We start from the raw sequence: 21794 nt of genomic DNA on the forward strand, positions 1-21794 counted from the left end.
CCTTCCCTACTAGGGAAGGGGGTTAGGGGGTTAGGTTTTTGATTACTGAATCAATACTCTAGAAGATACCAAGCATAATTCCTATCAGGTTAGTAGTGAATACTTTCTACTTTACTCAGCACTCAGCACTCAACTAAGCAGCAATCTGCGGTTTCGCTTCAGGTTGAGCCAGCAGACGAGTATATAGCTGAGTCAGTCTTGTTGCTACACTGTCCCAACTAAAGGCAATTTCTACTCGTTGTCGTCCAGCTATACCTAACTCATCTCGCCAAGCCGAGTTAGCGAGGATGCGGTCAATAGCTGCGGCAAAAGCAGTTTCATCTTTTGGCGGTGCGAGTAACCCAGTGATTTCTGGTACAACTGTGAACTGTAAGCCGCCAACATTACTCGCCACAACAGGAGTTTGACTTGCCATTGCTTCTATTGCCACTAAACCAAAAGGTTCATAGTGACTTGGTACTACGCAAACATCAGCAGCAGCATAGTAGAAAGGCAAGACTGCATCATCTAGGCGACCAGTAAATGTTGTACAGTCTTCCAGATTTAATTCTGTCACGATATTTGCAATGCGATCGCGTTCAATTCCATCACTTTGACCAGGACGACTACCACCACCAATCAATAATTGCAGATTTCCACCATCCCGAAACTGAGATTGAGCAACGGCTCTCACCAAAGTCTCAATGCCTTTACGAAGGTCAAATCGACCAACATAAAGAACCATTTTCGCATCCGGGGCAATGCCTAGCTTTTCTCTAGCAACCGAGCGTGGAATTTTGCCAAACTTCTCAATATCAGTACCACAAGGAACCATTTCAATTTGCCCTTTACTAGAAACTAATAGCCGCATGTGTTGCTGCTCTTGCGGACTGGTAGCGACTACACAATCTACAGTTTCTAAACAGGCTTTTTCTATTGCTAATCTTTGGGTAGCAATCAAAGGAATATTATCAACACTTCTATACTTGACCGCTCCTAAAGAATGGTAGGTATGCACCTGCATCAGTGGTTGCAGCTTTTTCAATTCCATACCTACCCAGGAAGACAACCAGTAATTGGTATGAATTAAAGAGTATTGGAAGCCTTGCTGCTGTTGGAATCGCTGGAATTCTGCAATAAATTCTGGGAGATGGTCAAATAAAACATCTCGTCCCATGAATTTAACGGGGCCAGCTTTTAGACGAATAGTACGACAATTTGGGCTATGTTGTACAATTGCCGCTTGTTCATAACTGCTGCGCCGGGTGAACATATCCACTTGCCAACCAAGTTTTGCTAGTGCATAACCTACTTGACGCACATATACATTTTGACCCCCGGCCTCTTCTTGACCAATTTCGATGGCAGGATCGCCATCAACAGAAATGAGGGCAATGCGATGCTGTTTATCCTGGTACATAGTTAAGTTTCACCTCTAGGCAACTAAATTTCTGCCGCAGACGCGATAAATCATGTAAATATGAGCTTATCCTAAGAGCCGAGGGCAGATCGAAGCGTAAAGTTACCAGCCAAGGACACTTGCGAGAACAAAGCATTTCTTGTCAGAATGCTGCTCGTATAGTCTCCTCTCAATGCCTACGAAGTTAGCTGACGGGCTAGGACTGAGAGATGTCCTTCTTTTTGAGGATTAACTCTAAAGTATGAAGTGTAAAGTATAAAGTATGAAATAACGTTTTCAGTCTTTATCTTTCATCTTTCACAATTTAAGATTCATCCTGCAAGAAGATACGCCCCAAAATTGGTTCCTCCGTTCCAACTATCTTGATAAACGAATATCTATCTGATAGATAGCTTGAATTAAGCAGACTGATGAAGTTGTGTTTAGAACCTTAACTTGTTGTTATGACATTAGTCAAGAGGCTGAATAAAAAAACTGTCGTTAGGAATACGTCAACTAGTTGTTGAATGATAAGTTGACAAATAAAATTAGGGTGCGTTTAGCTACAAATAACACACCCTGATTATCTAGTTTGTAGTGTATTGCGCTAATTGTGCTTACACTCTATTTGCCGTGTTTGATGTTGAGATATAGTAATCCGATTGGATTCCTGAATCACTTGTATAGACAGGGAATAGGGAACGGAAAACAGGAAAGAAGGAAACCAGATCTACTGATTTTTTTAATCAAATAGTAGTCCTATACTTAAAGCCGTAAGGTAATGATTACACCGTATCATTTATACTCCATAACTAACTAATTCATACCCAAGAGATGGCCAATCGCTTGAATTACAGCTAAATAAAAATTACCTTCTCTTTCACGGAACAGTTGAAAGGGATACTCATGATAACCAAAAAAAGGTCTCAGTGTCCAACCAAGTTGACTGCCAACAAAAGCATAGAGAAATAGCCAACATTGTAAGATTTTCTGGCGAGTTTTACTACCATCATCTTCTTGTTCAATAACGAAAGTTGCTGCTTGGTATAAAGCCGAAATCCCAATAAATCCAGTGATGCTAAAGATAATGACATTTAATAAAATCAGAAATTGGTAGTTATTGGTGGTGAGTAAGAAAAACAAAGTAATTGGTGCAAAACTAAATAACAGAACACTCGTAACGGCAACCGCTGTCAGTACTAGGATGAAATGTTGTCCAAAAGTCCGCTTGGAACCAAAGATAATATTAGAAAAAAACAGTGTGGGTAGACAGATTAGCAAGGTAATTAAATACAGTGCTGGTAGTTTTACAGCAGAAGAAACAGCTTGCATCCAACTATGAGAAGAACCAATAATTGCTCCATAGATAGCAATAAATATAGAACTACAAACTAGCAGAGAAATTATCTTACTTGGTAATCTAACTCCTTGCCTAACTTCTTCTAAAAAACCTTGGCGATCGCGCAATAAGCCAATCAACACAGCAAAGTATTTAATACCTACAGATTTCCGTTCCATTATGTGAGCCTCACACACATATTATTTAAGTTTCATCACAGTAATCAGCACCAGAACCATACTTCCAGGCATCCACCAAACGATGCCAATAATATTGTTGTTGATTTGGTTGGTTCTTAATCCATGTTTCTAACATTGGACTAAGATGAAACAAGGCAGTGTAAACACCTAAATTTCCGTAATGCACCATCCAATCGAGTAAGTTTACTAAACCAACTTGCGGAATTATCTTGGCAACTAATCCTGGATGAGATAACCCAGTTTTAATTAGTGTTTGTGTCAAAGCAGAAAACTGCACTACATCTTGCAAAAATGGCTTGAGAACTGGATTACCCAGGTTTTGCATTTCTTGAAATACAGCCGAAAGCAGCTGATTAATTTGCTCTGGGTTGATATTTTGATTTACACCCACACTCATCGCTTTTTGGAATAACCAAGTCACACTCAAATTTGGTTGATATGGTTGCAATAGTGCCAAATCTTTTGCAGATAATTGATGTGTTTGCAGTGCTTCTTCAATTCCGAAAGCTAAACGCTTTAAGTGACGCACCATTGCGCCAAAACCGCCAAAACTTAAAGGCGATTGACTGCCACTGCTATCTCCCACTGGTAAGATACAATTCCAAGGTGTTTTGAGTGGACTTTCTCGGTAAGTGGGAAAGAAACCAAACAACGCCCGTTGAAATTGTAAATTTTGCAATTCTACCCCCTGATATTTTGGTAGCAGGTGCAGATATTCTTCAAATAAATTTTCTAAACTCAAGCGTTTTGGATGTGCATCCATGTAGGTAAATAGATAGGTGGTTCTGCCGTCTCTTGCTGGAAAAGCTTCCCAGAAGTATTGGCACTGATTCTGCAAGGATGTAAAGGATAACAACAAATCGCCAGATTGATTTTCCGGAAAACCTTGGGCGCAACTTCCGACAACTAAACACAAAGCATCAGGTTTTTTGCCGCGCCGTGCTTGTTGAGAGATGGGAGAAAGATGTCCCATCGCATCGATGAGTAATTTAGCTTTAAATTGGTTATTTACTATCACGCCATTTGGGTGAACAACTGCTTCAGTAAATGGTGTATTTTCAAATAACTTTCCGCCAGCCGCCAGGAATTTATTTTTTAATGTTGCTAGTAGATACACAGGATCTATGCCTATATTGAGGACATTTTCTACCCAAACTTCTGTTCCCTGATGAAAGCTGACTCTCGCTGGATTATATTGAGTAGCGATCGCTGTTTCTAACTCTTCATTTGTCAGCAAGTTTAATTGCAAAAATACTTCTAACTCTTGGCGCGAAATATTCCATTCTTGTTCTCTCCCTCTCAATATTCCCCGCTCAATTAACGCTACACGTAATCCGCGTACAGCTAAGGCACAACCAATTAAAATGCCCAAAGTACCGCCACAAATAATCGCATCCCAGTCTACATCACTTAGATGTTGTTGACTTTCCTGAACTAATGTTGGTATTGGTGCAGTGTTCTCTCTCATGGATGTCAAGATTTCATCAGTGCGACGCAACCCGCGCAACACATCACCAGGAAGTTGAGACAGAATTTCTTCAGTTAGTGAACCAGACATAATTGTGAATTCCCGCAGAGTTTCTACCTATGATCGTATCTTTGCGGAATTCTTAATTTACATTTAGTACATATGTACTAAAATACTACTAAAATGCCTAACAAGCTCAGTAGTATTAGCAGAGGAACTATGAAAAAAATCGAACTCAGTTACAACAGTTCCATCTTACGCACCGCGCCTTTATCACAGCCTGCAATCATCCCCCTACAACCGCAAAAGGAAAAGATGATTAGTGGCTGGGAGCGTTTAGTAGCACAAGCCCAAACCATCAATCAAATGGCAGCAGAGTTAGAAGCTGAGATTCTTGAGTTGAAAGCAATAGCCAGTGCCATCAACAGTCAAATCAATTATTTGCAAGGCAAGAATAAATCGCGCAAAAGCGTGTGCAAGTATTTGACAGTCAGTATTCCCTGGGTGAAACAAAAGTCAGATGAATCGTTAATTCTGACAACGCGAAAAGTTGATTTATTCCGAGCCGAAAGAGAAGCCGCATCACTAGCACAGAAACTCAGACAACAAAGTAAAAACAAAAGATTAGCAGCACAGCGACGCAGAAAAAACCGAGATCAGGCTGATGCTGATACAAACACCTTTTTCTTGGGGGCGCTCATCAACAAATCTTAAAGTTATGAAAATTAAACCCTAGTTCACCCCATCGGTTGTAACGGTTATGCTGATTGAAGTGGCACTAGTACTTTTTCCATAGCACTAGATGCCACACTACTGCAATCCAGCGAAACGCCCGAATATTTGCATTCTGGCAACAACTAGAATGTAATATCTGGGACGATCAATCAATCAGCGCATAAAAGGGGTAGAAAGAAGGTGTTAAATATAAAGACACTTTTGGTGATTGCCGTTGGTTTTTTACCGTCCCTGTTTTCCCTGTGGTTAATCCGTAAAACCCATTTACGAACACGGGCGCAGCTGAGACAAGCAGCCATGAATTTTTCAGGGACACGGGGTAGACAAAACATCAGACCAATGGATGGCGATCGCTACTACTTAGAAGGTGTAGGCTATCTCATTGGTGACATTAGCTGCAAATTTAACGCTCGTTCTGGCTATATCCGTTGTGCTGTTAACCCTTGTGGCCCTTGTCAAGGTTGCCGTTACTACGAGTCAAAAGAATTGAGTGGTAGTGAACAAGCTTAAAGATAAAAATTTCAACTTGACCAAGATTGAAGCAGAATTGAGAAGCTAGAAGTCAGGAGACAGAATTAATTAAGCTGGTCACTATTAGACTTGCCTTAAAAATAGGGAACAGGGAACAGGAAGAGGTATTTTCATTGTTCCTTGTGAGTACAACTCATGGAGTCTCTTGCATGAATCTCATTATCAACTGTTAAACAAATAATTTCTCGTTACTCTCTACGTCTCTGCGCGACGGACACTTTGCTCAAGTCGGGAAACCCGCCGACGCAAGTGTCCTCCTCTGCGTGAGGCTTAAAATTCTTGTTTTCTAACATTTGTGCAAGAAGTCTATTGTTCAAAAAAATTAAGTATTTGTAATTTTTTTGTAAAGATATAAAATTCGCTCTCCAACACTAAAAGTCTTGTAAAAACAAGAAAAATCCTCCTCAAGGCATACTTGGTTTTCGTTGCAACCTGTAATTCAAAAAGTCAAACAGGGAACACTGAAAATAAGTATTTCATTTTTCTACAATTTATGACAATAAACGATTATGATGGGTCACAGCAATTACAAGAATGTCATAAACAGCTACAGCTTTCAGTTCAATACCAAAAAATATTAGCGAGGATTCTAGCTAAAATTCGAGCCACTGTGAACTTAGAATCCTTGTGTTCAACTTCTTGTCAAGATATTTGCCGACAGTTAAAGATTGAGCGTGTAGCAATTTACCAGTTCAACCCTGACTGGAGTGGTAGTTTCATCAATAGTTTGGGCTTTGCTGAAGCACCTTGGGATGCACTAACTGCTTTTGGACAAAACTTAGTGTGGCAAGATTCTTATTTACAAGAAACTCAAGGAGGGCGATATCGCAAAAATGAACCATTTGCTGTGGCTGATATTTATGATGCAGGTCACGCTCGTTGTCATGTTGAAGTATTAGAACAGTTTCAGATTCGAGCGTATGCGATCGCGCCTATTTTTATCGGTGCAAAACTGTGGGGTTTACTAGCCGCTTATCAACACTCTGCTCCACGGCAATGGTATGCTAACGAAGTCGAATTTTTAGCGCAAGCTGCCAGTCATCTCGGCGTGGCTATGCAGCAAGCAGAAATTCTCGAACAAACCAGGCAACGTACCTCAGAACTGCAAGATGCGATCGCTCGGCAACGTGCATTAACAGAAGTGGTGGGGAATATTCGCTCCTCTGTAAATACTGGCATTATTCTTGACACAGCTTGTCAGGAACTCTGCAAACTCTTAAAGCTAGAGCGGGCGGCAGTTTATCGCTTTAATGAAGACTGGAGCGGCGAATTCGTCAGCCAATTCGGTATGGTAGAGCCGCTGTGGGATAGAATTCATCCGTTTGGTAAAAATCTCGTTTGGGAAGATACTCACCTGCAAGACACTAAAGGTGGACGCTACCGTAATAACGAAAGTTTTGTGGTCAATGACATTTATCAAGTTGGTCACTCACGCTGTCACATCGACATTCTAGAACAATTCAAGATTCGGGCTTATGCCCTAGCCCCTATCTTCACTGGGCCAAAACTTTGGGGACTGATTGCAGCTTATCAACACTCTGGGCCACGCCAATGGGTAAATTACGAAGTTGAGTTTTTGGGACAAGTAGGGGCGCAATTAGGTGTTGCAATTCAGCAAGCCGAGAATTTAACTCAATCAAAACAACAAGCAATTGCCTTGCAAGATGCGATCGCCAGGCAACGCGCATTAACAGAAGTAGTGGGGAAAATTCGCTCCTCCCTAGATATTGATTTAATCTTGAAAACCACTTGCCAAGAAGTATGTAAAATGCTGCGAGTCGAGCGAGTCGGGGTTTACCGCTTTAATGAAGATTGGAGTGGCGAATTCGTCAGTCATTTTGGCATGGTTGAGGCACAGTGGGATAGCATCAACCCCTTTGGCAAAAACCTCGTTTGGGAAGATACCTACCTGCAAGAAAGCAAAGGTGGACGCTACCGCAACAACGAAAATTTTGCTGTTGACGATATCTACCAAGCCGGACATTCGCGCTGTCACCTGGACATTTTAGAGCAATTCAAAATTCGTGCTTATGTATTGACCCCGATTTTTGTCGGCAGAAATCTGTGGGGCTTGCTGGCAGCTTATCAACACTCTGCACCGCGCCATTGGGATAACGTAGAAGTAGAATTTTTGGGACAAGTTGCCAGCCAACTGGGAGTGGCACTGCAAAGTTCAGAGATGATGACTCAAGTTCAGACTCGCGCTGATGAATTGCACCAATCAGCAGAACAGCGGCGAATCTTATTTGATTTAGTTGTCAAAATTCGCGAATCATTAGATTTAGAAACAATTCTGAAAACTACAGTACAGGAAATTAGGCGATCGCTCATAGCAGACCGAGTTGGTATCTTCCGCTTTGACCCTGATGTTGGTTTTTGCAGTGGTGAATTTATTGCTGAAGACGTACTACCCAAGTTTGATTCTGCTTTATCTGTGAAGGTGCAAGACTATTGCTTCGGTGACCAGTTCGCACCGCAATATCGTCAAGGAGAAATACAAGTAATCTCTGATGTTAACAGCATTGGTTCTAAAGTGCCTCATCTGGATGTAATTGAACGCTTCCAAGTGAAAGCGCAGATTGTTGTGCCACTGATGGAAGGTGATGAACTGTGGGGATTATTGTGTATTCACCAATGCACCCATGCACGTCATTGGGAAGAAGAAGAATTAGAATTCGTCAGCCAAGTGGCAGCTCAAATTAGTGTTGCTCTACGTCAAGCCAATTTATTTCAACAATCCAGTTTGCTGGGGCAAACTCGTGAAGAAGCAAATCAACTAGCGCAAACACTTAATGAATTACGTACTGCCCAAATGCAAATTATCCACGCAGAAAAAATGGCTAGTTTGGGGCAATTAGTAGCTGGAGTTGCTCACGAAATTAACAATCCAATTAATTTCATTTACGGTAACTTGCAACACGCTCACCAATACACGCAAGATTTATTACGCTGCGTAGAACTTTATCGACATTATCATCCTAATGCTGCACCTGAAATCCAAGAGTTTTTCAAGAAAGCTGAAATCGACTTTTTATTTGACGATTTACCAAAATTATTTCAGTCTATGCAAGTTGGTAGTGAAAGGATTTGCGAAATTGTGACTTCCTTGCGCAATTTTTCGCGCCTAGATGAAGCCGATTTTAAAACAGCAAATATTCACGAAGGCATAGACAGTACGTTGATGATTTTACAACATCGTTTGAAGCCTTCAGCCGATAGCCCTACCATTCATGTCAGCAAAGATTATGATTCTTTACCGTTAATAGAATGCTACCCTGGTCAATTAAACCAAGTATTTATGAATTTGCTATCTAATGCCATTGATGCGTTAGAAGAGCGAAACGCACAAGTTGCTCCCGAAGTAGTTGCAGCTAAACCCAATGAAATTCGCATTTCTACCTCCATACTCAATAAAGACTGGATCTCTATTCGGATTGCTGACAACGGACTTGGTATGGAAGAAAAAGTTCTTTCTCGACTTTTTGATCCATTTTTTACTACTAAAGTTGTCGGCAAAGGTACAGGGTTAGGGCTTTCTATTAGTTATCAAATTGTCACAGATAAACATAACGGCAAGATATATTGCCACTCTGAACTCGGCAAAGGCTCAGAGTTTGTAGTTGAATTACCAATTTCTCAAGCAACAAATAGAAAATTAGTAGCTAAAGTTAATACATCAGACCAAAAATAATCAAACAAACAAAGTAGTAATTTTTGTAAGATGATTCCAATCAATCATAGCTACCTGTCGTGCTTTACCTAAATTATTAAATTGAATATCAGGTTTTGCATTTCCTATTTTTGTCTTGCAAGGCAATTAGAGATAGTTTTTTATAAAAAACTATCTTTTTTTACGAGTGATATCTTGCACAATTTTCAATAAATGTAGGGTAGGCGATGTCTTAATAAATTTTAGTTAGCGTTTTAAGCAACCATCTTAACAAGGGTGGCGATCGCCTTGCCAATCAAAAAATCTGTTAACTAAAGTATCATAGATTAAATAAATATGTTTTTGTCTAATTTTGTCAAATTTAAAAGGAAGTGCTATTAATAATTGCTAACACACTGTATCTAAAACTAATGTAATGACTATCTATTTTTACAGCACCCGTGAACAATATGGCTGCTTTTCCAACTTTTCAGCCCACGGATTTATGTTGGATGATTTATATTGGTATACTAGCGAACATTATTTTCAAGCACAAAAGTTTACAGGTACATTTCATTTAGAACAAATTCGCTTAGCCAAAACCCCCAAAGAAGCAGCAAAAATGGGACGAGAAAGAAGCCGTCCTTTGCACCAAGATTGGGAGCAAGTCAAAGACAGTATTATGAAGAAAGCAGTGCTACGCAAATTTGAGACTCATGCAGATATCAGGGAAATTTTACTAAGCACAGGTGATACAGAAATTGTAGAAAACTCGCCTATTGATTATTATTGGGGTTGTGGAGCCGATGGTAGTGGGAAAAATATGTTAGGCATCATTTTAATGGAAGTGCGCGATATACTACGCTTAAGATGATGGCACAAAAGTTGAGAATATTACGCTAAAATAAACTAATTGCTGTTAATGTTAGCCCTTGCAGATATCAAAAGTTAAGTCATCAGGGGTCAGACATTTGCAAATAATGATTAGTCAAAATGTGTTTCCAAAAAATTTATTGATAAATATTTAATTAGAATTACGAAAAGCAAATTTTTTGTAAACTTAATTTTAAAAAAAATAGCCCTGAAAGGAGGAAAGAAAGGAGGAAAAAATATGCTCTTATCAACCAAAGTCAAGAAATATTGTAAATGGTTTTGGGACGAAAGCCTCGGAGGAGAGTACGATGCTTGGGGTACTAGCACCTACTTTCTCGAAATTGGTGACGATTTCTATCCTCTTAGACAAATAGAAGTTTACGAAAACGGCAACGTGTTATTTTATGACAGTAGCCACTTTGTAGACAATTACGGAATGTTATGTGATAAACAAATACATGAAGAAGATATTCTAGAATTTGGGATTACGAAAGCAGAATTTGAACAAGTGTGGAATACAAAAATTCCCATGAATCGATAAGTATTGGTAGTAGAGATCAAGTTTGGCTGAATTGATCAGGTAGAACAATTACAACTTCGTGAAACAGTCCAGTGGCGATCGCTTGATTGATAAACTTTTACTCCAGCTAAACCCACACTGGTAACTAACTGATTCACTTCATCTAGTGTAAGAGCAGCGTGGAGAGAATCACAAAACAATTTTTGCTGATGGGTATTATATTCTTTACCAATGCTGGCCACTAAAGCATTTATGCTCATTTCATCCACTGGGCGTAATAAATCACGAATGAGAAGACCACCGTTGGGTTTAGTGACACGCTTGATTTCCTGAAAAAATGGCAAAGGATCAGGTAGATGGTGAACCAAGCTATTGGAAATAACCAAATCAAACATTTCCGCTGCGTAAGGTAACTGTTTCGCATCTACCACTTCCAAGCGAATTTGTTGTTGCAAACCAGCCTGCTGCACATGTTGTGTTGCAATTCGCAGCATATTCTCGGCTAAATCAATGGCGGTAAATTGCCATTGCGGACGCATTTGGCAGATTAAAACAGGAATGCGGCCAGTACCAGTTCCAGCATCCAACACTAAGCACTGTTCTTTAGGACAAAGAGCGATCGCTTCTTTGGCAAAAGCTGTATTGACCTCAGTAAAATCCATTGCATCATAATCAATGGCTTCTTCCCAAGTGTCCATTACTTCTGGTTCCAGGACTCTTTCCATCATCAACTTTGGTGTTAAATCGTCACTACTAGAGTAATGGTTCTAGATGAAAGATAAACATTGATTTTGGGAACACTTGATTCATTAGCCTATTTAACGGGAATTGGTCAATGTCAGACGGTGAATGGAAAAATAACTTTAAAAATCCCTCTCCTGCGCCAGTGCCTGCAAATAACTTTACGCCAATCAAGCGCAATACCATTACCCATGAATTTGACCAAAATGCGGCAGAAGAGATGTTTGCGGAAGAAAGCAACGCTCAGTTATGGGAAGCATCTCAACTGTTGCGCCAAGGAGTGCAACAACAACAAGCTGGAGAACTGCTGGCTGCTTTAAAGTCGTTGCAAAAATCTTTGGAGTTGTTTGAGGCAGTTGGAGATATCCAACAACAAGAGCAGGCACTATCTTTGTTAGCAGTAGTCACTTACGCTTCTGGAGATTATAAAAGTACGATTTCTTATGCCAAACAGTGTTTAGCCTTGAAAAAGGAGACACCTGATTTAGCTATACAAATGCAGGCATTTTCCCATTTGGGTAATGCTTACCGTCACCTGAACGACCATAACCAAGCAATTAAATATTTAGAAGAGTGTTTAAAAATTACCCGCGCCTTGCAAGATAAGCGGAGTCAGGTTGCTGCATTGAATAACCTAGGATTAGTTTATAAAGCAGCTGGCAACTTGAAGCAGGCAATTGAATATCAAGAGCAAAGCTTAAAACTAGTGCAAGAACTCCAAGATAACTGGGGTATAGAACAAGTACTAAAAAATTTGGGTAATGCTTGGTATGCTTTGGACAATTATCCCAAAGCGATCGCCTACTATGAACAGTGTGTCAAAGTAGCACGCATCCTCAACAACCCTCGTAGCGCTATTCAGGTACTCAAGAATTTAGGCAATGCTTGTTATGCTACCAGTGATTATGGCAAAGCCATGATTTATTATGAAGAGCGTTTGCAACTAGCCAGAGAATTAAAAGACAAGCGTAGTGAAGAACAATCCCTAGGCAGCTTAGGGGTTACTTGTGAAGCTCTGGGAGACTACAACAAAGCAATTAAATATTATGAACAACGCTTACTCTTAGCTAGAAGTATTAAAGATCGTCGGATTGAAGAACAAGCCCTCGCCAGTCTCAAAGTTGCTTGCTATGCCTTGGGTGATTATGCTAAAGCCATGCAATATCAGCAATAGGCAAATAATTTTAGATTTTGGATTTTAGATTTTAGATTGACTGCACCTGTAAAGGGATGCAGCTTGGGGATTTTAGATGTGTAACATATTTTTCTGAAGCGCATCGCTTTTATCATGACTTAAATTCGCTGCTACAATGGAACTCGTGCCAATTTCAGTATTCAGCAACAAACAAATTTAGCGAGATTTTACTGAAATTCAACATCAGGTGCTGATCCCAACAAGCGTAGTTTCATGAGCAGCGACATTCAACTTAGTCTCTTTGAAGAATCTAATTTTAACCAAAAAGACTTGATTCCCACAGATGCCAAAATTCCCATTCCTGCGGGAACATACACCAACATAACCGAGTTGGCACAGCACTGCAACCAGTGCCAGCGTTGTGAATTGGGACAAACGCGCACTCATGCTGTAGTCGGGCGTGGTAATCTCAAAGCCCCAATCATGATTGTTGGAGAAGCACCAGGACAAAGCGAAGACGAAACAGGTTTACCATTTGTCGGTAGATCTGGGCAGCTGCTAGAGAAAATATTGGCATCTGTAAATTTAACTACCGAGCATGATGTATACATTGGCAATATCAATAAATGCCGACCGCCTAATAATCGGGTTCCTACTCCTAACGAAATGGCGGCTTGCCTACCATACTTATTAGAACAAATTCGCTTAGTTGACCCCAAAATTATTTTGTTAACAGGTGCAACGGCACTTAAAGGATTAACTGGCGAAAAGCAGGGAATTACAAAAATTCGCGGGCAATGGATAGAGTGGGAAGGTCGTTTGTGTATGCCAATTTTTCATCCCTCCTACTTATTGCGCAACCCTTCTAAAGAAAAAGGCAGTCCGAAATGGTTGATGTGGCAAGATATCCAGGCAGTGCGTGCCAAGTATGATGAGATTAAGAAGAGTACCTCAAATCTAGAGTAACAAAGTTTAAATAAATCTTAAATTTTTAGATTTATCTTATCAATTATGCAAAAAAATACGGTTGATAATGAAAAACTTTGTATTCTAAAATTATCAGAAATAATCTAAATTAGATTTAATTTAATATTCATCAAATCAATAACATCCATCCTGGCTGATTTTTAACCAGGTGTTTGATAAATTGCTATAGAATTGCTACAGACTTGCCTTAACTCGTAATTAGTGGAACTGTGCAAATTCATTCTCACCCAGAATTTGACCCCAGAGAAAACCAACCTATTGAGCAGGGGTTGCGAAGAGTTTTAGAGCGTCTTGTCAGAACAATGCGGCGTGATGCATTGATTAGACAAACGACTAATCAACTGAGAGAATCCCTTCAGGTCGATCGCGTCGTTTTATATTACTTCTATTGGCAGTGGCATGGCCAGGTAACTTTTGAATCCTTAAGTTCCAACAAATATTCTATTTTAGGTTCCACAGGGCAAGATAATTGTTTTACTGATGAACAGGCAGCATTGTATTTAGCTGGTAGGGTGAGAGCGATCGCTGATATTGATACAGAATCCCTGGAAAGTTGTCATCGAGAATTTCTCCAAAGCATCCAGGTGCGTGCCAACTTGGTAGTCCCTATTTTAGTACCCAAAGGTTTGTGGGGATTATTAGTGGCGCATCAATGTCAAGCACCGCGTATTTGGTCGGCAGTAGATCTCAACTTAATGCAAACAGCAGCCAGAACTTTAGCTACCGACTCTAATATTTTAGGAAGTTAAAAGTCTGAAGTTTGAAATTTCTGCCTGTTGACTTCTTACTCAGATAGTTTTACTTTCCAGTTAGCTAAGTCACTCAAAGAGCGATCGCGGTAACGTCCATAACGCTCTTGTTTATTCTTAATTTTGACCCCTAAGTCTGGCAAAATCCCAAAATTGGGCGGCATTGGTTGAAAATGTTTAGGTGAAGCCGAACTAATAAATTCCAATAACGCTCCTAACATTGTAGTTGGCGGTAAAATCAACGGTTCTTTACCCAAAGCCAACCGTGCAGCATTTGTTCCTGCTAACCAACCACCAGCAGCGGCGGCGGTATAGCCTTCAGTCCCAATTAACTGTCCAGCGGCTAATAAAGTGGGACGTTGCTTAAATTGTAAAGTCGGCTGCATCAGTTGCGGCGCATTGATAAAAGTATTGCGGTGCATGACTCCCAGCCGCACAAATTCTGCTTTTTCTAAACCAGGGATAAGTTGAAAGACTCGTTTTTGTTCACCCCAACGCAGGTTAGTTTGAAAACCTACCATATTCCAAAGTTGTCCAGCTTTATCTTCCTGGCGCAACTGCACCACCGCGTAAGGACGTTCCCCAGTACGGCTATCTGATAAACCCACTGGCTTGAGGGGGCCATAACGCATCGTATCTTCTCCCCGTTGTGCCAGTTCTTCAATCGGCAAACAAGCTTCAAAAAACTTCGCTGTTTCTCGTTCAAAGTCTTTCAGTTCTGTTTGTTCTGCTTGACACAGTGCTTGCCAAAACTGCAAATACTGTTCTTTATTCATCGGACAGTTAAGATAAGCGGCTTCACCTTTGTCATAACGCGATGCCATAAAAGCAATATCACGGTTAATTGATTCGCCCACAATAATGGGACTAGCCGCATCAAAAAAGCTCATGTACTCCAACCCGGTGAAGCGGCGCAAGTCTTCTGCTAAGTCGGGACTAGTTAGTGGCCCGGTTGCTAACACCACAATGCCTTCGGGGATAGCGTTTACCTCACCACGCCGAAATTCTACTAAAGGATGCTGCGATACAGCTTGGGTTAAATCTTGACCAAATTGGCCTCTATCTACCGCCAACGCCCCACCAGCCGGAACCGCATGTTCATCAGCTTTAGATATGACAACAGATCCTAATTGTCGCAGTTCTTCGTGCAGTAATCCAGCTGCGCGATCGCTTGCCATTGCCCCAAAAGAATTACTACAAACCAACTCTGCCAAATGTTCTGTGTGATGGGCGGGGCTGAAGCGTAAGGGGCGCATTTCATGCAGAATCACAGGTATTCCAGCCTGGGCAATTTGCCATGCTGCTTCTGTTCCAGCTAGTCCACCTCCAATTACTTGTATCGGTTGTTGTTCCATAATCATCTGCATTCGTCTGCGTTCATCTTCTTTTTGTATCTTACTCTCTTGCCATCATTAACAACGCGCAGAACGCGGTAGCATAAACGTTTAAATAAAGTAATGTATCAATTTGTATAAATTATTTACGTAATTGTTTGTTATTTACTGGTTTTGGGATTAATAGAGCAATCAACTTTGTTGTTTCTACTTAATTATGCAGTATCCGTTGGAGCTTACCTTTAAATTTTGGGCATTATCGCCGCAAATCTCTATTGTGAATGCTCAGGGTAATTTAGTTTTCTACGTTAAACAGAAACTTTTTAAGCTCAAAGAAGCAATTACAATTTTTGCTGATGCTGAGCAAACTTCACCTTTATACTACATTAAAGCCGATCGCATTATTGACTTTTCAGCCCGCTATGAATTTAGCGACACTAACGGTACAAATATCGGTGCAGTAAAACGCCGGGGTTTAAAATCTCTTTGGCGAGCGCGTTATGACATTTTTGATGGCGACAGTACTTATTTAACTATCCAAGAGAAAAATCCTTGGGTGAAAATTGCTGATGCTTTATTTGCTGAAATTCCCATTATCGGGATATTTACGGGCTATGTGTTCAACCCTGTTTATTTAGTAAGCAGGGCTGATGGTAGTGTAGTGATGCGCTTGGAAAAAATTCCTACTTTCTTGTCACGGAAATTTATCATTAAAGCTGTGGATAAAATTAGCGATCGCGAAGAGCAGCAGATTTTGTTAAGTTTAATCATGATGCTGCTTCTAGAAAAAAATCGTGGCTAGGCTAAATAAGCAAAAGAAATTAATAATTCATAAATCATGAATTATTAATTTCTCATCATGTTGTATGGCTGCAATAACTAGCCAATTAATTTTTGCCAAGTAATTGGCCCTACAATCCCATCAGCAGTTAAACCATTTTGCTGTTGGTATTTTTTGATTGCGGCTTCTGTTTGAGGGCCAAAAATCCCATCTGTTTCCACGCCTACGCGGTATTGTAAATATCTGACAACTGTTCCCCCAGCATGGTTTGGTCGGATAATACGCTTTGCTAAAATCAAATTTATGGCATTCCATGTAGCTGTATTAGCCACTCCCGATGGGGCAATTCCGACAATTTTTTGAAAGTTTTCTACCGCAGAACTAGTTATTTCTCCCAAGATATTATCTTCTACTAAGGGCTTTCCATTTTTATCGGTAATTTTTAACCGATTTAAAGCTTTTTGTAATCTGAGAGTTGTCGTATCAACATTCTGTTCTTCATCTGGTACAGGAGTAACAGGAGAAGTAGGTACTTTACCAGTTAAGCCTTTAACAATTGCATTAGCCATTGCTTCTGAGTTAAAAAGATTAACATCTTTTTGTGAATCGATGAAGCAACATTCAATCAGAATCGCAGGCATATTAGTGTTGCGGATCACAAATAAATGGGAACCACTCTTAACACCGCGATTAAAAAAGCCTAATTTGACAATTTCATCTAATACAGGTTTTGCTATTTTACTAGCTGTATCACTACCTGAATAAACTTCTGTACCATTGGCTTGGCCGTTAAAAGCATTAAAATGTATTGATACAAATAGTTCTACTCGATTAGCATTTGCTTTATTCACTCTTTGTGAAAGCGAATCTTTAACCGAAGAACTGGAGCGGTCTGGTTTACAGGGGATAACTTCATGCCCCAAGGCTTTTAATTTCTCTATAACTTTATTGCCTACTTCTAATGTTAAATTATCTTCAAATTTTATACCTCTAGCTCCAGTGTCTGGGGGAGAATTATGTCCAATATCAATCCCAAATTTCATGTGCAAGTCCTTGTTTTTATTTGATACTAATTTCAACATTGAAAAGCTCAAAATTTTACCTTCAAGCAATTCAGATTTTCCTAAATATACTGTTTATAATAAACGTCCACTTAGTTCATTATTATTGTAACAAACGCTAATAGTTATTTACTTTAATTATTAACATAAACGAAATTATAATAATTTATTAATTTTTTAGCGAGAAAAAAATGTGAGCGTTGTTTCTGTATTAACGGTATGGTGCGGCTGGGCTACTGCTACTGTTTTGAGAAGCATCGGCTTTGTGAAATCCTCAGATCATGCAATAGATACATACACTTTTTTTGGGTTACTCTCCGAATATGGTTTCAGCAAAACAAATTAAGAATAGCATGTGATCCACGCTAGATTTCTAGGCGCTCAGGTTCACCTCATAACTTAGGCTATGGCAATTACTTTAGTTGATGGGGGAGAAGCGACAAAATCTACCCTGCTAATCACTGCATGATATTAATACCTAGTAGAGACACTACATACCAACCTCTCTATTGACCTAGATGAAATATTTTGTCTTGATATTACTACTCATACTCTCAAATCTCGTAATCTTCCCAGCTTATGCTGCTGTGTGCCGTAATTACGAAGGCCACCAGATTTGCATTCTCAAGATTAACCGCAGCGCCAAAAATTATTGGGAATATAAAGCGATGGTGAGTGTGGATGGCAAAAAAAGACCCCTGGAAGTCTATAACTGCCGCCAAAAAGTGAGAATTCAAGCAGATGGGACTGTTTTACCCTTTGAAAACAAAGACCCTGGCCAGTTGATCTGTGGGTTTTTCAAGAAATCCTGACTAATACTATAGGATTTATTTTCTCTGGGCGGCAAACACGCAAACAATGATAAACACCGTAAATCCCACATAACTTAGTACAGTTATCCATTCTTGCCAGCTACCCAATGTATTATTCATCCGTAAAAACAACGATACTCTCCTTGAAAATCTTAAGGGTTAACGTTGCCACTTGTTTGTGAGTATCGTGAAAAATACTCAGATATAGCAGGGAACAGGGAACAGGGAATAGGGAATAGGCTTTAAAGTCACTCAGTGTCTATGTTTGATCATTAGTCTTTGTCATTATCTCTGCTTCGACTGCTATAAATTCCCAAGAAATTTTTTCTAGTTTTCCGGAATAAGTCTCAGTGTAGTGGTATTACCTATCAGTACAGCGATTTATACAGAAACTCTATATGTAAATTTTGGGAATATATCCCTACTGCTTTCCTCAGAAGCCCGGCCATTATGGTCGGGCTTTTGAGTGTAAAGATAAGGGGTATAGGGCTATAGGGGTGTAAGGGGAAATCTACACCCTTTACACCCAATCTCAACAACTAACACCAAATTGAAAAATGATGGCGACAAATGAATTGCTGAAAAGCTTACCAGTCAACTCTTTCTCAATCCAAAATCCAAAATCTAAAATCCAAAATGGTAAAACCTTTATGCGTAAGTCTTGTGTAATATCTCCCTAGGGAAGCAAACAGCCTGTTCTATATTTTGAGTAGATTAGCAATAAACCATCCTAGGGAAAGTTATGAGTGCTGAAGATTTGGTGCTAGTTGCAGGTGCTACTGGTGGAGTAGGGCAGCTAGTTGTGGGTAAGCTGCTAGAAAAGAATGTGAGGGTACGCGTCCTGACACGTAATGCGGCAAAAGCGCAAAAAATGTTTGATAACAAAGTGGAAATCGCTGTCGGTGATATCCGTGAGTCTTCCACTTTACCCGCAGCAATGTTGAATGTAACTCATATTATTTGTTGTACTGGCACTACTGCCTTTCCTTCAGATAGATGGGAATTTGACCCACAGCCAAACTTTTTTGAATGGGGACAAATTTTTCTTGATGCTGGATATCGAGAAGCAAAAGCAAAAAATACTCCAGTGAAGGTAGATGCTGAAGGTGTTATTAACTTAGTAACAGCTGCACCTCGCAATTTACAGCGATTTGTGTTTGTGTCTTCTTGTGGTGTTCACCGCAAAGATAAATTTCCCTTTAGTGTGCTGAATGCTTTTGGTGTGTTGGATGCTAAACAAAAAGGTGAAGCCGCGATCGCTAATTCTGGATTACCCTACACTATAATTCGTCCGGCTCGTTTGATTGACGGGCCGTTCACTTCCTACGACCTCAACACTCTCCTGAAAGCAACTACTGACGGTAAGTTAGGTGTAGTTATAGGCCAAGGCGACACTTTATCAGGAGATACCAGTCGAATTGATGTTGCAGCTGCTTGTGTCGAGTCGATTTTTTCGCCCTCCACAATTAATCAAGCTTTTGAAATCGTCAATCAAGGAACACGACCTGCTGTAATTGACTGGGAGGCGCTGTTTTCTCAGTTATAGCAAAGTGCTGAGTGCTGAGTATAAAACCAGTAAATTTAAGGCTTTGAGCCATCAACACTGTCGTAAACTTAGTGACTATAGCTATAAGTAACAAGTGATAATTACTTGGCAAGGCTAATTTAGTACATGAATATAACACTTGTGGTGCAGTAAAATGCCTGCACCACAAGCAAACATTAATGAAATATTTTAGGCTGGTTACGCCACTAATGACTGAGAGCGATCGCTTGTGATTTTCCTAGTCGCGCCACAAAGCAATTCCACCTAATAAACCTGTGACATTTGGGATAAGTTTGACATTTAAAGGCAGTTGTAAATTGACTTTAACCGCTTCGCCACCACCGATATAGAGATAATCATAATTAAACAAATGCTGCAAAGATGCGATCGCTTTTTCTAAGCGCCTGTTCCATTTTTTTTCGCCATACTTTTGCATAGCTGCACGTCCTAGTTGTTCTTCGTAAGTTTGTCCTTTGCGAAACTGATGGTGTCCCATTTCCATATTCGGCACAAGTTTACCATCGACAAACAAAGCCGAACCAAACCCAGTTCCCAAGGTAATTACCAACTCTACACCTTTACCTGCAATCGCGCCTAAGCCTTGCATATCTGCATCATTAATTACCCGTACTGGCTTATTTAATCGTTGTGATAATGCTGTTGCTAAGTCAAAGCCAATCCAATCAGAATGTAAGTTGACTGCTGTTTCTGTAACTCCGCAACGCACCACACCAGGAAAACCCACAGAAACACGATGAAAGTCACCTTGGGCTGCTGCTAAAACTGCGATCGCATTAATTACTACTTCTGGTTTAGCTGGGGATGGTGTATCTACCCGCGCCCTCTCTGTTAAAGGTGTACCAGTGATATCTAATACCATCGCTTTGACACCACTACCACCAATATCAACTGATAAAGTGCGGATTGAGCCATTTTCATCAACCATCGAATCTTCCTTGTTACTACTTGTTATCTGGCTATTATGCGTCGCTGCTTCTGGTAATATCCTGAATATGTAGAGAGTCTTCACAACACCTAAAATTAAAGTGGCGCGATCGCAGTGATATGCACAGCTTTATTCCCCCAGAACGCTTTTTTCCTTACCTCACTTGGACTGAGATCCAAGATATGCCTCATAAGGAAAATGTGGTGATTATTCAACCAGTCGGGGCTATTGAACAACATGGCCCGCATCTACCATTAATTGTGGATGCGGCGATTGGTGTTGGTGTATTGGGAAAAGCCCTGACTAAGTTAGATGCAAATATTCCTGCTTATGCTTTGCCCACTCTCTATTATGGTAAATCCAACGAACATTGGCACTTCCCCGGAACCATCACCCTGAGTTCAGAAACGCTGACAGCCACAATTATGGAAGTGGGCGAAAGTATTTACCGCGCTGGATTTAGAAAATTGGTGTTGATGAACTCCCACGGCGGACAACCGCAAATTATGCAAATGGCAGCGCGAGATTTACACGTAAAGTATGATGACTTTTTAGTATTTCCGCTGTTTACTTGGCGTGCGCCTAATATTACCAAAGAATTGCTCACACCCAAAGAAGCTAAACTGGGGATGCACGCCGGAGATGCCGAAACTAGCATTATGCTGGCAATTTTACCAGAACAAGTGAAACTGGAAAAAGCCATTGCCGAATATCCGCCAGAACAGCCAGAAAGTACTTTAATTAGTTGGGAAGGTCAATTACCTGTATCTTGGACAACGCGAGATATTAGTAAAAGTGGAGTGATTGGGGATGCGACAACTGCAACTAAAGAAAAAGGCGATCGCATTCTCGAATCTGTATCTGATGGTTGGGTACAAGTAATCAAAGATATTTATGCTTTTAGGCTACCTGAAAGCATGAGCTAGATTTGCTAGTCTAGAAATAGTCACAACTTAGCGTACCTCGGCGTTTACCTTAGCGATACTCCGCGTTAAAAAATAAAGTTTAT

General features: G+C 40.3%; 19 protein-coding genes and 1 riboswitch. Of the genes, 12 read left to right on the forward strand and 7 right to left on the reverse strand.

Annotated elements, in window-relative coordinates; all coding sequences use genetic code 11:
• Window positions 1-133: 133 nt before the first annotated feature.
• The 3 genes from ACMX3D_RS08445 to ACMX3D_RS08455 form a co-directional block, all read right to left on the reverse strand.
• The gene (locus tag ACMX3D_RS08445) at window positions 134-1399 is read right to left on the reverse strand and encodes a glycosyltransferase (RefSeq protein WP_482750977.1); all 1266 of its coding nucleotides are present in this window, start codon (window positions 1397-1399) and stop codon (window positions 134-136) included.
• Window positions 1400-1557: 158 nt separating this feature from the next.
• Window positions 1558-1781, reverse strand: a riboswitch (cyclic di-AMP (ydaO/yuaA leader).
• A gap of 413 nt (window positions 1782-2194) precedes the next feature.
• Window positions 2195-2899, reverse strand: coding sequence for an actin-binding WH2 domain-containing protein (locus ACMX3D_RS08450; protein ID WP_482752304.1), 705 nt, complete (start codon window positions 2897-2899; stop codon window positions 2195-2197).
• A gap of 22 nt (window positions 2900-2921) precedes the next feature.
• Window positions 2922-4475 carry an FAD-dependent oxidoreductase gene (locus ACMX3D_RS08455; protein WP_482750978.1) on the reverse strand — a complete coding sequence of 518 codons (1554 nt, stop codon included), beginning with the start codon at window positions 4473-4475 and terminating at the stop codon, window positions 2922-2924.
• A gap of 129 nt (window positions 4476-4604) precedes the next feature.
• Here ACMX3D_RS08455 and ACMX3D_RS08460 point away from each other — a divergent pair, with 129 nt between their 5' ends.
• From ACMX3D_RS08460 to ACMX3D_RS08480, 5 genes are all read left to right on the forward strand, one after another.
• Entirely contained in the window at window positions 4605-5099 is a 495-nt protein-coding gene (locus tag ACMX3D_RS08460) for a hypothetical protein (protein WP_482750979.1), read from the forward strand.
• A gap of 201 nt (window positions 5100-5300) precedes the next feature.
• Window positions 5301-5630: a DUF6464 family protein gene (locus tag ACMX3D_RS08465; protein WP_482750980.1), complete on the forward strand. Its 330-nt coding sequence runs from the start codon at window positions 5301-5303 to the stop codon at window positions 5628-5630.
• 514 nt (window positions 5631-6144) lie between these two features.
• The gene (locus ACMX3D_RS08470) at window positions 6145-9342 is read left to right on the forward strand and encodes a GAF domain-containing sensor histidine kinase (protein WP_482750981.1); all 3198 of its coding nucleotides are present in this window, start codon (window positions 6145-6147) and stop codon (window positions 9340-9342) included.
• Between the two features lie 394 nt (window positions 9343-9736).
• The gene (locus ACMX3D_RS08475) at window positions 9737-10174 is read left to right on the forward strand and encodes an NADAR family protein (protein ID WP_482750982.1); all 438 of its coding nucleotides are present in this window, start codon (window positions 9737-9739) and stop codon (window positions 10172-10174) included.
• Between the two features lie 237 nt (window positions 10175-10411).
• The gene (locus tag ACMX3D_RS08480) at window positions 10412-10714 is read left to right on the forward strand and encodes a hypothetical protein (RefSeq protein ID WP_482750983.1); all 303 of its coding nucleotides are present in this window, start codon (window positions 10412-10414) and stop codon (window positions 10712-10714) included.
• A 35-nt stretch (window positions 10715-10749) separates the two neighbouring features.
• Here the strand turns inward: ACMX3D_RS08480 and ACMX3D_RS08485 are convergent, their stop codons facing one another.
• Window positions 10750-11418, reverse strand: coding sequence for a class I SAM-dependent methyltransferase (locus ACMX3D_RS08485; protein WP_482752305.1), 669 nt, complete (start codon window positions 11416-11418; stop codon window positions 10750-10752).
• Between the two features lie 110 nt (window positions 11419-11528).
• Between ACMX3D_RS08485 and ACMX3D_RS08490 the strand changes: the two genes are divergently transcribed.
• From ACMX3D_RS08490 to ACMX3D_RS08500, 3 genes are all read left to right on the forward strand, one after another.
• Window positions 11529-12608, forward strand: coding sequence for a tetratricopeptide repeat protein (locus tag ACMX3D_RS08490; RefSeq protein WP_482750984.1), 1080 nt, complete (start codon window positions 11529-11531; stop codon window positions 12606-12608).
• A 234-nt stretch (window positions 12609-12842) separates the two neighbouring features.
• Window positions 12843-13535 carry a uracil-DNA glycosylase gene (locus ACMX3D_RS08495; RefSeq protein ID WP_482750985.1) on the forward strand — a complete coding sequence of 231 codons (693 nt, stop codon included), beginning with the start codon at window positions 12843-12845 and terminating at the stop codon, window positions 13533-13535.
• 230 nt (window positions 13536-13765) lie between these two features.
• Entirely contained in the window at window positions 13766-14305 is a 540-nt protein-coding gene (locus tag ACMX3D_RS08500) for a GAF domain-containing protein (RefSeq protein ID WP_482750986.1), read from the forward strand.
• A 35-nt stretch (window positions 14306-14340) separates the two neighbouring features.
• Here ACMX3D_RS08500 and trmFO read toward each other — a convergent pair whose 3' ends face one another.
• Window positions 14341-15660: an FADH(2)-oxidizing methylenetetrahydrofolate--tRNA-(uracil(54)-C(5))-methyltransferase TrmFO gene (gene trmFO, locus ACMX3D_RS08505; RefSeq protein WP_482750987.1), complete on the reverse strand. Its 1320-nt coding sequence runs from the start codon at window positions 15658-15660 to the stop codon at window positions 14341-14343.
• 196 nt (window positions 15661-15856) lie between these two features.
• Between trmFO and ACMX3D_RS08510 the strand changes: the two genes are divergently transcribed.
• On the forward strand, window positions 15857-16441 hold the full coding sequence (locus tag ACMX3D_RS08510; protein WP_482750988.1) for an LURP-one-related family protein: 585 nt from the start codon (window positions 15857-15859) through the stop codon (window positions 16439-16441).
• Window positions 16442-16518: 77 nt separating this feature from the next.
• Here the strand turns inward: ACMX3D_RS08510 and ACMX3D_RS08515 are convergent, their stop codons facing one another.
• Window positions 16519-17463: an N-acetylmuramoyl-L-alanine amidase gene (locus tag ACMX3D_RS08515; protein WP_482750989.1), complete on the reverse strand. Its 945-nt coding sequence runs from the start codon at window positions 17461-17463 to the stop codon at window positions 16519-16521.
• A 536-nt stretch (window positions 17464-17999) separates the two neighbouring features.
• Between ACMX3D_RS08515 and ACMX3D_RS08520 the strand changes: the two genes are divergently transcribed.
• A complete protein-coding gene (locus ACMX3D_RS08520; protein ID WP_482750990.1) occupies window positions 18000-18293 on the forward strand; it encodes a hypothetical protein in 294 nt (97 codons plus the stop codon).
• Window positions 18294-19035: 742 nt separating this feature from the next.
• On the forward strand, window positions 19036-19839 hold the full coding sequence (locus ACMX3D_RS08525) for an SDR family oxidoreductase (RefSeq protein WP_482750991.1): 804 nt from the start codon (window positions 19036-19038) through the stop codon (window positions 19837-19839).
• Window positions 19840-20077: 238 nt separating this feature from the next.
• Here the strand turns inward: ACMX3D_RS08525 and ACMX3D_RS08530 are convergent, their stop codons facing one another.
• Window positions 20078-20785, reverse strand: coding sequence for an ROK family protein (locus ACMX3D_RS08530; RefSeq protein WP_482750992.1), 708 nt, complete (start codon window positions 20783-20785; stop codon window positions 20078-20080).
• A 119-nt stretch (window positions 20786-20904) separates the two neighbouring features.
• On the opposite strand from ACMX3D_RS08530, the gene ACMX3D_RS08535 reads away from it, so the two are divergent.
• Complete coding sequence (locus tag ACMX3D_RS08535; protein ID WP_482750993.1) at window positions 20905-21711, forward strand: creatininase family protein; 807 nt, start codon at window positions 20905-20907, stop codon at window positions 21709-21711.
• Window positions 21712-21794 lie beyond the last annotated feature (83 nt).

It is taken from the genome of Anabaena sp. TISTR 8404 (assembly GCF_056847745.1).